This is a genomic window from Pseudomonas sp. R2-37-08W (assembly GCF_003851705.1).
In the GTDB taxonomy this organism is placed as follows: domain Bacteria; phylum Pseudomonadota; class Gammaproteobacteria; order Pseudomonadales; family Pseudomonadaceae; genus Aquipseudomonas.
Window position 1 is genome coordinate 975,367 of sequence record NZ_CP027728.1, and the last position, 12,429, is coordinate 987,795.

Here is a 12,429-nt window from a genome sequence, read left to right on the forward strand (position 1 = left end):
CGAAAGTTTGACGATGTAAGGGTATACATGGAAAGAGGCACGACCATCATCGTGATGCGCTACGTTGGTCGAAGCGAACGGGCTTGTATTCAAAGGTCCACCACTTCCAAGGGTTCCAGTATGGGTTTTTCTTCAAGGTTCTGAAGTGCTTCATTACATCTTCATTAACATCGCGTTCGGCGAGAAGTCTGATGTCATTTCTGAGGCTGTCCGTCATCGTGATGTTTTTTTGATTGGCTTGGTTTACGTAGTGGTTTTCAATTGTGTCGGTGAAGCGCTTTATTGCTTCCGGCGTCACGCCCACCGTTACCGTGCCTTTATAACCTTTTACGGGGCGATCTATGAGTCGCTGGAACTCGGCGGCAAACGAAGCGGTGCCGCCATCTGCAGAGCCGCATGATAGAAGGCGAATGTTTCCATAGTCTTGTGGGTTAATGCCTTGAAAACGTAAGGTGTCGAGTAAATCTTGTGGCGTATTAAGTTCCCCGTCATATATAACTTTAGCGATACCTGTGGTGGGGTCGGATAGGCCATGCACCAGTATGTTCAAACGAGTGTCCTTGCCCAGCTTGGTGCTATCTACAAAGGTGTAGAGTTGCTCATCGATTTCCTTGAGTTGGCTTATTTTCCCATCCAGGGTACTGAAATTGTTTTTATCGGCGAATAACTCATCAATGCTCGACGAATCCTGGCGTGGAATCAATTTTCTGAGTGTGGCGATTTTTTCGTCGGTCAAGTGGGGTGTGGACAGGGTGTCGTTGTCTGGCGACGGCATTAGCCCCGCATCGACGGGGTCTGCCTGATTTGAAGCTTTGCTCACCCGCACTAATTCCAACTGATGTGTTTGCTCATCAGACTGCCACCTGTAATGCGCGCCATTAGAGAAGTTCGCCGGCGGTGCTTCTGCCCCGTGCACTCCAATGGGTGCAAGTTCGTGCGCCAGTTGCAGGCCGGATATGACTGCCGCGGCATTGCCGCCAACCCGATCCTCTGCGGTCTGGCCATAGAGGCCATCGTGCACGCCGAAAACGATATTGCCTGCATTGCCAACGATAGGTAAGTAACCGAAGGTGTTGCCCCAAAACTCTTTTGCTTCTTTCCAGTGTTGCTGAGAGGCGCCAAATACCTCGGTTTGGTCTGCCCACAATGCATTTTTCGCATTCATCGCCTGATAGTGAGGGGCAATGCCGTTTTTGAGGTCACCGAATTTCAGGTAGTAATCGCTGTCGCGCGATTGTGCGTAATTGAATAATTCTCGGACCGGCACGGCCTTATCCGAGAGGGGCCCCTTTCTCCCCGGAAACGTGGAATGCTTGTCTAGAATCAAAGCGTTGAGTACGTAACCGGCGCTTACCCAGTGAGCGTCGTGACCGCCTTGCCTATCGCGGGCGTTGAAACGGTTGAGTAATTGGGCATGGTTATGTTTAGCCCAGTTGGCGAAGTTGTCATCTCCGTCTATTTCACTGACGGTGCCGTTCTTCAAATCGATCATCAGGCCTTTGTTGGGGCGGTGATCGTAATCACCGTGGTAATTGATGTAGGGAATAAAGGCATACCCGGCCAATGGATAGCCGTATAGGTTCGGAATGACGGCGTTCCCATGGTTTTCCAGTGTGCGAGTAATGGCAGCCTGAGCGGCAGGGGTCAAACGTTCATAACTGTGTTTGTCGTTACGTAGACTTTGCAATGTTCCCTGCAACACATAGGCGTCTGCTTCGCCCGAGCGTTTTGCAAGTGCTCCCGAGGCGTCGCGCAGGGGGGCGGCGACATCATGTTCCCAATGATCTTGCAAATGGCTGCCCAGCACTTCCAGTTCGTCGATTTTGTTTTTGTCTTGCGCACTGATTTGCATACCCTGGAAGTTCAGCGGGCCACCCCTTGGCACCTTGTCATGGGCAAATGCTCCGGCGGCAATCTCCCAGGCAAAGTAGGTGCGTACGTCCCTACCGGTTTCCTCCTGGGGTGTGCCCATTCCTACATAGGAGTAGAAGGTGATCGTGACTTTCTCGTGGGGTCGTAGCCAACTGCCAACAACCCACCGCTGAAGTAACCGGCAGGTTCGAGGAACGGGCGAGTTTGCTGGAACCTGGTATTGCGCTCACCGTCGCTGCCGCTTTCGATGTGCTTGATTTGCGTGGCGACACGATCGGCGTAGGCTTGGATACGCTGCTCGCGTTCGTGCTGCGTATAGTTCGCCGTTGGCGGAATAACGTTGACTGAACCGTAGATGACGGTCTTGGAAGTATCAAGCTCATGCTCGGGTGTCGGTGCTGGAACTGCATACAGTCCGAGCGAATTCTTAGGAGGGGGTGAGTCTACCCTTTCTTCCAGTGCCCTTTTTTGCGCTGTGTGGGAGTCATCTATCCCCCGTCGCTGACGATTGTTCGTGGGCGGTGTGGGGAAGGGGGTAGGCGTGGGAACGAGAGACGCCGCTATATTCATGATCAACTCACATTAATGATTGGATTAATAATCGCCGTTGACCGAAAAACAAAAGAATCGATCTGCGCAATGTTCTGTGGTTGGGATGTGTGTTAGTTGGATGGTTGTTCGATGCTCTGTTTCAAGGTAGTCGTGGACGCTACAGTGGGTGGGTAATGAGGGGGCTTAAGTTCCGAGCTTATATCGAGGGTTTTTAACGAGAAGTCTCTAGGGTGTAACGGGGGAGTTGGAGGAAAGTAACTGTAGTCTAAAGCCTTTGAGTTTGTCGTAACGGTTCTGGTGTTCCGTAGGCGGCAATAAAAAAGGCGTAACCCTTAAAGGATTACGCCCTGTTGGTATGTCGAAAACTTATTGCAAAACTTCAATGACACCGTCTGCGCTCATGTTGACTTGACTGGTGCCGGCCTCCACTTCAGGCGTGGGTGCTGAATCGGCCATGGCCGCTTTCATCATCATGCCACCGCGCGCGTAAGGCATCGGATAGCCGTTGGTGTTGAAGTTCAGGTTGACGATCTTGTAACCCTTGCCGCCCAGCGCATCGGTGGCCAGTTGCGCGCGGGCCTTGAATGCGGCAACCGCGTCCTTGAGCAGTGCGTCTTCGCTGGCCTTGCGCGTGTTGTCAGCGATGGCGAAGTCCATGTTGTCCATTTTCAGGGTGTTCAACAGCTCGCCGGTGAGCTTGGACAGCGCCGGGAAGTCCGCGCTTTCCAGGCGCAGTTCGGCGCGTTCGCGCCAGCCGGTGATTTTCTGGTTCTTGCTGTCGTAGATCGGGTAGCTGTTGCGGCTGCCCTGGCGCAGGGTCACGGCCTTGACTTCGCGAGCCTGGCCCAGCGCCTGGTTCATGGTGGTGGTGATTTCAGCGGCAAGCTTGGCCGGGTCGGCGTTTTGCGCTTCGGTGTAGAGGGTGACGATCATCTTGTCGCGTGCCACTTCCTGGCTGACTTCGGCGCGCAGCGAGATCTGGTTGTAATGCAGTTCATCGGCGGCCATGGCCGGCAGGCTGGCCAGGGCGCTGGCGCCGAGGGTGAGAACCGCTGCACTGCGAGTGAAACGAGACATGAAAGCTCCTTGGGATTGTCGTGTTCGGTATGACTGTAGACGGTGGCATCGGGTTCTTCGGGTTTACATATTCCCTACATCTTGCAGTAGCCCCGACGAGCGGTCATCTGCGCGCCTGCGTCAAAGAGCCACACGCGCCGTGCCAGGCGGTCTGCTTCGTTTATACTCGTGCCGATCCGCCTGCAGCGCTCATCGGGAGAGCTCATGCTCGCCGCCGTAAAACTGACTTCCGCCACCCGCCAGAACCTCTGGCGCCTGACGTTCATTCGCACCCTGGTCTTGGCCGCACAGGCGGGTTCCGTCGGGCTCGCCTATTGGTTCGACCTGTTGCCGCTGCCCTGGCTGCAACTGGCGGTGACCCTCGGCTTCTCCACCGTGTTGTGTGCGTTTACCGCGATTCGGTTGCGCACCACATGGCCGGTCACCGAATTGGAATATGCCCTGCAGTTGGCGTGCGACCTGTTTATCCACAGTGTGTTGCTGTATTTCTCCGGCGGTTCCACCAACCCGTTCGTTTCTTATTACCTGGTGCCACTGACCATTGCCGCCGTGACGTTGCCGTGGCGCTATTCGGTGGTGCTGTCGGGCATCGCGTTGACGCTGTACACCTTGCTGCTGGCGCAGTTCTATCCTTTGCAGACGTTTCCCATCGCCCGGGAAAACCTGCAGATCTACGGGATGTGGCTGAGCTTCGCGCTGTCCGCCGCCGTGATCACCTTTTTTGCCGCGCGCATGGCCGAAGAGTTGCGCCGCCAGGAAGAACTGCGCGCAATTCGCCGTGAAGAAGGCCTGCGCGACCAGCAATTGCTGGCCGTCGCCACGCAGGCCGCGGGTGCCGCCCACGAGTTGGGCACGCCGCTGGCGACCATGAGCGTGCTGCTCAAGGAGATGACCCAGGACCATCACGACCCGGCGTTGCAGGATGACCTCAGCGTGCTGCAGGAACAGGTCAAGCAGTGCAAATTGACCCTGCAGCAACTGGTACGCGCCGCCGAAGCCAATCGACGCCTGGCGGTAGAAATGCAGGATGTCACCCAGTGGCTCGACGAAGCGCTGAACCGTTGGCACCTGATGCGTCCCGAAGCCAGTTACCGGTTCAGCCTGTTGGGCCAGGGCAGCGTGCCACGCATGGCGCCGCCGCCGGACCTCACCCAGGCCTTGCTCAACCTGCTGAACAATGCGGCCGACGCCTGCCCCGAAGGCCTGGGCGTGCAGTTGGACTGGGACGCGGAAAACGTCACCATCAGCATTCGTGACCACGGCGCGGGTGTGCCGCTGGCCATTGCCGAGCAAATCGGCAAACCGTTCTTTACCACCAAGGGCAAAGGCTTCGGCCTCGGCCTGTTTTTGAGCAAGGCCAGCGTGACCCGCGCGGGCGGCTCAGTGAAGCTCTATAGTCATGAGGAAGGTGGCACGCTCACCGAGCTGCGCCTGCCCCGTGTCGCACGAGGAGATATCGATGAGTGACGAGATCCAAGTCGAAGGCGAAGAACTGCCGCATCTGTTGCTGGTAGATGATGACGCCACCTTTACCCGCGTGATGGCCCGCGCCATGAGCCGTCGCGGTTTTCGCGTCAGCACTGCGGGCTCAGCCGAAGAAGGCCTGGCCATCGCTCAGGCGGACCTACCGGACTACGCCGCGCTCGACCTGAAGATGGACGGCGACTCAGGCCTGGTGCTGTTGCCCAAGCTGCTCGAACTCGACCCGGAAATGCGCGTGGTGATCCTCACCGGTTATTCCAGCATCGCCACTGCCGTCGAAGCGATCAAGCGTGGCGCGTGCAATTACCTGTGCAAGCCGGCGGATGCCGATGACGTGCTCGCCGCGCTGCTTTCCGAGCACGCCGACCTCGACACCCTGGTGCCGGAAAACCCCATGTCGGTCGACCGCCTGCAGTGGGAACACATCCAGCGCGTACTGACCGAGCACGAAGGCAACATCTCCGCCACTGCTCGCGCCCTGGGCATGCACCGTCGTACGTTGCAGCGCAAACTGCAGAAACGCCCGGTACGGCGCTGAACGAAGACTGAACAATCTGCCTCAGGCTGCACGGAGCCGTGAACCGATCGCCTATGATCGGTTCAAACGCCTGTCATAATTTCCTACCGAGCCTGAACGATGAATCAGAACGCTGAATACTCCGCGGTCAATGATGCGGTGCGTGGGCAATTCTTCCGCCGAACCTGGGCGATGATCACGCCGTATTGGCGCAGTGAAGAGAAGGGCCGGGCCTGGTTGCTGCTGGCTGCCGTGATTGGTTTGTCGCTGTTCAGCGTGGCGATCTCGGTGTGGATCAACCACTGGTACAAGGATTTCTACAACGCCCTGGAAAAGAAGGACACGGCCGCCTTCTGGCAATTGATCGGTTACTTCGGCGGCATCGCGGCCGTGGCGATCCTCGGCGCGGTGTATCGCTTGTACCTGACCCAGATGCTCACCATCCGCTGGCGTGCCTGGCTGACCGAAAAGCACTTCGCGCGCTGGCTTGCCCACAAGAACTACTACCAGCTGGAGCAGGGCGGCTACACCGATAACCCGGACCAGCGGATCTCCGAAGACCTCAATACCTTTACCACCAGCACCTTGAGCCTGGGCCTGGGACTGCTGCGCAACGTGGTCAGCCTGGTGTCGTTCTCGATCATCCTGTGGGGCGTGTCGGGCAGCATCGAAGTGTTTGGCATCACCATTCCCGGCTACATGTTCTGGTGTGCGCTGCTGTATGCCGCCTTGGGCAGTTGGCTGACGCACCTGATCGGGCGACGCTTGATCGGCTTGAACAACCAGCAACAGCGCTTCGAAGCGGACCTGCGTTTCTCCATGGTGCGGGTGCGTGAAAATGCCGAAAGCATCGCCCTCTATAACGGCGAGCCGAATGAAAAGCAGCGCCTGAGCTCGCGCTTCGGCAAGGTCTGGCACAACTTCTGGGACATCATGAAAGTGTCCAAGCGCCTGACCTTCTTCACCGCCGGCTACAGCCAGATAGCGATTATCTTTCCATTTATCGTCGCCGCGCCGCGCTACTTCACCGGCAAGATCGAACTGGGCGAGCTGATGCAAATCAACTCGGCGTTTGGCAATGTGCAGGAAAACTTCAGTTGGTTCATCAACGCCTACTCGGAACTGGCGGCGTGGCGTGCCACCAGCGACCGTCTGCTGAGTTTCCAGCAGGCCATGAGCGACAACGAGGAGCGCGCCCCGGCCATCGATGTGCGCCCTGAAGGCGAACACCTGGTGATCAAGAATCTGGGCATGGACCTGGCCGATGGTCGTCACTTGCTTACCGACGCCGACATGATCGTGGAGCCGGGTCAGCGCGTGATGCTCAGTGGGCGTTCCGGCAGCGGTAAAAGTACGCTGCTGCGCGCAATGGGCCATTTGTGGCCAGCAGGGCATGGCAGCATTCGCCTGCCGGCGACGCGTTATCTGTTTTTGCCGCAGAAGCCTTATTTACCGATTGGCACGTTGAAGGCAGTGTTGAGTTATCCACAAGAGGACAGCGCCTACCCTGCGCAACGTTATGCACAGGTACTGGAAACCTGCCGCCTGCCGCATCTGGTCAGCCGTCTGGATGAAGCCAACCACTGGCAGCGCATGCTCTCGCCGGGCGAGCAGCAGCGCCTGGCCTTTGCCCGCGCCTTGTTGTTCGCGCCGCAATGGCTGTACATGGACGAAGCCACCTCGGCCATGGACGAAGAGGATGAAGCGACGCTGTATCAGGCGTTGATCGATGAACTGCCGGGGTTGAGCATCGTCAGCGTTGGTCATCGCAGCAGCCTCAAGCGCTTCCATGGGCGGCATGTGCGGATCGAGGGCGGGCGGTTGCAGGAACAGACAGTGTCCTGAGGCGGGGCTCGGTCAATGTGGGAGGGGGCTTGCCCCCGATGGCGGTCTGTCAGTCACAGATGCATTGGCTGATCCACCGGAATCGGGGGCAAGCCCCCTCCCACATTGGATCTGCATTGTCAGGAAAATTGAGGCCCAATAAAAAGCCCGGCTGATCATCGATCAGCCGGGCTTTGTGTTGCAGGAAGCTAACTTACTTCTTCAAGCCGTAATGCTCATCCAGCATGCCTGGGGCGTCCGGCGTTTTTGGCGCGTAGTCCCGTGGCGGTTCCTGATTTTCCCGGGGCGGGGTCAGGCGTTCCCGTGGGGTCTGCGGTGCATCGGAATGCAACGCGGCCAGCAGGCGCTGGCGGGTGATGTCGTCGAGGGCCAGGCGGTTAGCGCCATCGGCGAGATGATCCTGTACTTCCTGGTAGCTCTGGGTGAGCTTCTTGACCAGGGTCGCGGTGCTGTTGAAGTGGGTAACAACCTCGTTCTGATAACTGTCAAAACGTTCCTGAATGTCATCCAGCTGACGCTGCGTGCGGTTAGGCGCGGCATTCGGCAGCAGGCGAGCAACCAGGAATCCAATGGCGACACCGGCAACCAGGGCAAGAGTCGGCAACAACCAAACTAAGAGCGAGTGTTCCACGAGTCCTTCCTCTATAAACGGCTTTGCTTTACGTTAACGGCTCAAACCTGCGCTGTATACCGCGATTAAGCTCGCAATGATGCCATGCACAGACTTTTAGCTAGACGAGTCGACCCCTTGAGAGGTCACGGAGTTCATCCTTGCTCATGCGTGAAACCCCCGTTTTGATCGATGGCCCGGTGGGTCAATTGGAAGCCCTGTACCTGGATCACCCCGCCCCACGCGGCCTGGCGCTGATCTGCCACCCTAACCCGGTGCAGGGTGGGACCATGCTCAATAAAGTTGTCTCGACCCTGCAACGCACCGCCCGCGACGCCGGCTTGATTACGTTGCGTTTCAATTATCGTGGCGTCGGCGCGAGTGCCGGTAGTCATGACATGGCCAGCGGTGAAGTTGACGATGCCGAAGCGGCCGCCACGTGGCTGCGGGAAAAACACCCTGATCTACCGCTCACCCTGCTGGGCTTTTCCTTCGGTGGCTATGTGGCCGCCAGCCTCGGCGGGCGCCTGGAAGCCAAGGGCGAGAAGCTGGCGCACCTGTTCATGGTGGCTGCCGCAGTGATGCGCCTGCGTGACACGGATGTGCTGCCACATGATTGCCCGTTGACGCTAATCCAGCCGGAAACCGACGAAGTGGTCGACCCGCAAGTCGTCTACGACTGGTCTAGCGCCCTGAAACGCCCCCATGAGCTGCTGAAAGTGGCAGAATGCGGACACTTTTTTCACGGCAAGCTCACCGATCTGAAGGATCTGGTGCTGCCGCGCCTCTCGAATTGATAGCAGTCTGATAAGCGATTACCCATGACGACGCGTACCCGTATCCTCACCGGCATCACCACCACCGGCACGCCGCACCTGGGCAACTACGCCGGTGCGATCCGCCCGGCGATCCTTGCCAGCCAGGACGCCAATGCCGATTCCTTCTACTTCCTGGCCGACTACCACGCCCTGATCAAATGCGATGACCCGCAGCGCATCCAGCGCTCGCGTATGGAAATCGCCGCGACCTGGCTGGCCGGTGGCCTGGATGTGAACCGGGTGACGTTCTATCGCCAGTCCGACATCCCCGAGATTCCCGAGCTGACCTGGCTGCTGACCTGCGTGGCCGCCAAGGGCCTGCTCAACCGTGCCCATGCCTACAAGGCCTCGGTGGACAAAAACGTAGAGGGCGGCGAAGACCCGGATGCGGGCATCACTATGGGTCTGTACAGCTATCCGGTGCTAATGGCAGCGGACATCCTGATGTTCAACGCGCACAAGGTGCCGGTGGGTCGTGACCAGATCCAGCACGTGGAAATGGCCCGTGATATCGGCCAGCGTTTCAACCACCTGTTCGGCAACGGTAAAGAATTCTTCACCATGCCCGAGGCGTTGATCGAAGAAAGCGTCGCCACCTTGCCGGGCCTGGATGGCCGCAAGATGTCCAAGAGCTATGACAACACCATCCCGTTGTTCACCAGCGCCAAGGACATGAAGGAGGCGATCTCGCGGATCGTCACCGACTCGCGCGCGCCCGGCGAGGCGAAGGACCCGGACACTTCCCACCTGTTCACCCTGTACCAGGCATTTGCGAGCAAGGCCCAGGAGCAAGAGCTGCGCAGTGAACTGCTGCAAGGCCTGGGCTGGGGTGAGGCGAAGAATCGTCTGTTCCAGTTGCTGGATGGGCAATTGGGTGAAGCGCGTGAGCGTTACCACCAACTGATGTTGCGCCCGTCAGACATGGAAGATCTGCTGCTGGTCGGCGCCAAGAAGGCCCGTGCCGTGGCGGCACCATTCCTCGCCGAGCTGCGCGAAGCGGTGGGCTTGCGTTCGTTCGTCAACCAGACTGCGGCGCCGGTTGCCCCCAAGAAAAAGGCGGTGAAGGCCGCGCGCTTCGTGAGCTTTCGTGAAGACGACGGCAGCTTCCGCTTCCGCCTGTTGGCCGCCGACGGCGAGCAACTGCTGCTGTCGCGCACCTTCGCCGACGGCAAGGCGGCGGGCGCGGTGACCAAGCAATTGCAAAGCGGCGGTACCTTGGACATACGCACCCAAGCTCTGGGCTTCAGCGTATGGCTGGGCGACGCGGCCGTGGCCGACAGCGCCGAGTTCGCCGACAGCGCGTCCCGTGACGCCGCCATCGCCGCCTTGCGCGTCGCGCTGACCCCCTCCGAGGATTAACCCGACCAAGGGTTGATTGCCATTATCCAGGGCCGTCGTTACAGTGACGGCCCGTTTTTGTTGCCTTGCTAACGAAATTATGACGCCCCTAGAACGATATCAAGCTGATCTGAAACGCCCTGACTTCTTCCATGACGCGGCCCAGGAAAATGCGGTGCGTCATTTGCAGCGCCTGTACGAAGACCTGGTCGCGGCTTCGCAAAGCAAGCAGGGCATGCTCAGCAAGCTGTTTGGCAAGAAAGACCGCACGCCGGTCAAGGGCCTGTACTTCTGGGGTGGCGTCGGCCGGGGCAAGACCTACCTGGTGGACACCTTCTTCGAAGCGCTGCCGTTCAAGGAAAAGGTCCGCACCCACTTCCACCGCTTCATGAAGCGCGTGCACGAAGAGATGAAGACCCTGCCGGGGGAGAAGAACCCGCTGACGATCATCGCCAAGCGTTTCTCCGACGAAGCGCGGGTGATCTGCTTCGATGAGTTCTTCGTCTCCGACATCACCGATGCCATGATCCTCGGCACCTTGATGGAAGAGCTGTTCAAGAACGGCGTGACCCTGGTCGCCACCTCAAACATCGTGCCCGATGGCCTCTACAAGGATGGCCTGCAGCGCGCACGCTTCCTGCCGGCCATTGCGTTGATCAAGCAGCACACCGATATCGTCAACGTCGACAGCGGCGTCGACTATCGTTTGCGTCACCTCGAGCAAGCGGAGCTGTTCCACTTCCCGCTCAATGAGGCGGCCCACGAAAGCCTGAAGAAAAGCTTCCGCGCGTTGACGCCGGAATGCACCCAGGCCGTGGAAAACGACAAGTTGATGATCGAAAACCGCGAAATCATCGCCTTGCGTACCTGCGATGACGTGGCCTGGTTCGAATTCCGCCAACTGTGCGACGGCCCGCGTAGCCAGAACGACTACATCGAATTGGGCAAGATCTTCCATGCGGTGATCTTGAGCGGTGTGGAACAGATGGGCGTGACCACCGACGACATCGCGCGGCGTTTTATCAACATGGTCGACGAGTTCTACGACCGTAACGTCAAGCTGATCATCTCGGCGGAAGTCGAGCTCAAGGACCTCTACACGGGGGGGCGCTTGAACTTCGAATTCCAACGCACCTTGAGTCGTTTGCTGGAAATGCAGTCCCACGAATTCCTGTCGCGCGGCCACAAGCCCTAAGACCTACACAGTAAATGTGGGAGGGGGCTTGCCCCCGATAGCAGTGTGTCAGTCAGTAAATCTGGCACTGATACACCGCAATCGGGGGCAAGCCCCCTCCCACATTTGTCCTGTATGAATCCCTGCTTACGCGGCCTGCTGGAATTGTTGGCGATATTGGTTCGGTGACAACTCAGTGTGCTGCCTGAAAAGTCTCGCAAAGAAACTCGCATCGTCATAACCCACCTCATAGCTGATGGTCTTGATGCTCTTGCGGCTGCCCGACAGCAGGCCCTTGGCCGTCTCGATGCGCAGGCGTTGCAGATAATGCAGCGGCTTGTCGCCGGTGGCGGTCTGGAAGCGTCGCATGAAGTTGCGGATGCTCATGCCGTGCTCCCGGGCGACGTCTTCAAAGCGGAACTTGTCGGCGAAGTGTTCTTCGAGCCAATGCTGGATCTGCAGGATGATCACATCCTGGTGCAGCTTCTGCCCGCCAAAACCGATACGCCCTGGCGAGTAGCTGCGCTGCACTTCATACAGGATGTCGCGGGCCACGGCCTGGGCGATGTTGGCGCCGCAGAAGCGTTCGATCAAATAAATGTAGAGGTCGCAGGCGGAGGTGGTGCCGCCGGCGCAATACAGGTTATCGGCGTCGGTCAGGTGCTTGTCCTGGTTGAGCTGCACCTTGGGGAAGCGTTCGCTGAAGGCGGTGAAGAAGCGCCAATAGGTGGTCGCTTCCTTGCCATCGAGCAGGCCTGCTTCGGCCAGCCAGAACACACCGGTAGCTTCCCCGCACAGCACGGCGCCGCGTGCGTGCTGTTCGCGCAGCCAGGGCAGTACCTGTGGGTAGCGGGTGCACAAGGCCTCGAAGTCGTCCCAGAAGGCGGGCAGCACGATGATGTCGGCATCTTCCAGGCCGCCGTCCACCGGCATGATCACATTGCTGAAGCTGCGTACCGATTGCCCGTCGGGGCTGACCAGGCGCGTCTCGAATGCGGGCGTCAGGCCCAGGCCCTGTTGCTTGCCATACCGCAGGCTGGCGAGATGGAAGAAATCCTTGGCTTGCATGAGGGTTGAAGCGAAGACCCGATCGACGGCCAGGATGCTGACGCGCCGCAAGGGCGTGGAGATTTGGTTAGACATA

10 protein-coding genes are annotated in these 12,429 nt (G+C 58.7%); 6 read left to right on the forward strand and 4 right to left on the reverse strand.

Annotated features, from left to right (window positions below; translation table 11 throughout):
- Nucleotides 1-46: 46 nt before the first annotated feature.
- The gene (locus tag C4J93_RS04250) at nt 47-1,972 is read right to left on the reverse strand and encodes a hypothetical protein (RefSeq protein ID WP_305955623.1); all 1,926 of its coding nucleotides are present in this window, start codon (nt 1,970-1,972) and stop codon (nt 47-49) included.
- Nucleotides 1,973-2,790: 818 nt separating this feature from the next.
- Nucleotides 2,791-3,501, reverse strand: coding sequence for an SIMPL domain-containing protein (locus tag C4J93_RS04255; RefSeq protein WP_124428676.1), 711 nt, complete (start codon nt 3,499-3,501; stop codon nt 2,791-2,793).
- A gap of 204 nt (nt 3,502-3,705) precedes the next feature.
- Between C4J93_RS04255 and C4J93_RS04260 the strand changes: the two genes are divergently transcribed.
- The 3 genes from C4J93_RS04260 (at nt 3,706) to C4J93_RS04270 (ending at nt 7,345) form a co-directional block, all read left to right on the forward strand.
- Nucleotides 3,706-4,968 (forward strand): ATP-binding protein, encoded by a 1,263-nt coding sequence (locus C4J93_RS04260; protein WP_057724530.1) that lies wholly within the window; start codon nt 3,706-3,708, stop codon nt 4,966-4,968.
- Nucleotides 4,961-5,521, forward strand: a complete 561-nt coding sequence (locus C4J93_RS04265; protein WP_010565532.1) for a response regulator transcription factor — start codon at nt 4,961-4,963, stop codon at nt 5,519-5,521. The genes C4J93_RS04260 and C4J93_RS04265 overlap by 8 nt, the downstream gene beginning before the upstream one ends.
- Nucleotides 5,522-5,620: 99 nt before the next feature.
- Nucleotides 5,621-7,345, forward strand: coding sequence for an ABC transporter ATP-binding protein/permease (locus C4J93_RS04270; protein ID WP_124428677.1), 1,725 nt, complete (start codon nt 5,621-5,623; stop codon nt 7,343-7,345).
- A gap of 193 nt (nt 7,346-7,538) precedes the next feature.
- Here the strand turns inward: C4J93_RS04270 and C4J93_RS04275 are convergent, their stop codons facing one another.
- Complete coding sequence (locus tag C4J93_RS04275) at nt 7,539-7,976, reverse strand: YhcB family protein (RefSeq protein ID WP_057724532.1); 438 nt, start codon at nt 7,974-7,976, stop codon at nt 7,539-7,541.
- 146 nt (nt 7,977-8,122) lie between these two features.
- Between C4J93_RS04275 and C4J93_RS04280 the strand changes: the two genes are divergently transcribed.
- The 3 genes from C4J93_RS04280 (at nt 8,123) to zapE (ending at nt 11,306) form a co-directional block, all read left to right on the forward strand.
- Nucleotides 8,123-8,752: an alpha/beta hydrolase gene (locus C4J93_RS04280; protein WP_124428678.1), complete on the forward strand. Its 630-nt coding sequence runs from the start codon at nt 8,123-8,125 to the stop codon at nt 8,750-8,752.
- Between the two features lie 24 nt (nt 8,753-8,776).
- Nucleotides 8,777-10,132, forward strand: coding sequence for a tryptophan--tRNA ligase (locus tag C4J93_RS04285; RefSeq protein ID WP_124428679.1), 1,356 nt, complete (start codon nt 8,777-8,779; stop codon nt 10,130-10,132).
- Between the two features lie 79 nt (nt 10,133-10,211).
- On the forward strand, nt 10,212-11,306 hold the full coding sequence (gene zapE, locus C4J93_RS04290) for a cell division protein ZapE (RefSeq protein WP_124403074.1): 1,095 nt from the start codon (nt 10,212-10,214) through the stop codon (nt 11,304-11,306).
- Nucleotides 11,307-11,432: 126 nt separating this feature from the next.
- On the opposite strand, the gene C4J93_RS04295 is transcribed toward zapE, so the two are convergent.
- Entirely contained in the window at nt 11,433-12,353 is a 921-nt protein-coding gene (locus C4J93_RS04295; protein ID WP_177412769.1) for a GlxA family transcriptional regulator, read from the reverse strand.
- Nucleotides 12,354-12,429: the final 76 nt, after the last annotated feature.

Bases quoted from the DNA above. Each gene is read 5' to 3' on its own strand.
- C4J93_RS04250 (WP_305955623.1), bottom strand. From the start codon at position 1,972: ATGGGCACACCCCAGGAGGAAACCGGTAGGGACGTACGCACCTACTTT.
- C4J93_RS04255 (WP_124428676.1), bottom strand. From the start codon at position 3,501: ATGTCTCGTTTCACTCGCAGTGCAGCGGTTCTCACCCTCGGCGCCAGC.
- C4J93_RS04260 (WP_057724530.1), top strand. From the start codon at position 3,706: ATGCTCGCCGCCGTAAAACTGACTTCCGCCACCCGCCAGAACCTCTGG.
- C4J93_RS04265 (WP_010565532.1), top strand. From the start codon at position 4,961: ATGAGTGACGAGATCCAAGTCGAAGGCGAAGAACTGCCGCATCTGTTG.
- C4J93_RS04270 (WP_124428677.1), top strand. From the start codon at position 5,621: ATGAATCAGAACGCTGAATACTCCGCGGTCAATGATGCGGTGCGTGGG.
- C4J93_RS04280 (WP_124428678.1), top strand. From the start codon at position 8,123: ATGCGTGAAACCCCCGTTTTGATCGATGGCCCGGTGGGTCAATTGGAA.
- C4J93_RS04285 (WP_124428679.1), top strand. From the start codon at position 8,777: ATGACGACGCGTACCCGTATCCTCACCGGCATCACCACCACCGGCACG.
- zapE (WP_124403074.1), top strand. From the start codon at position 10,212: ATGACGCCCCTAGAACGATATCAAGCTGATCTGAAACGCCCTGACTTC.
- C4J93_RS04295 (WP_177412769.1), bottom strand. From the start codon at position 12,353: ATGCAAGCCAAGGATTTCTTCCATCTCGCCAGCCTGCGGTATGGCAAG.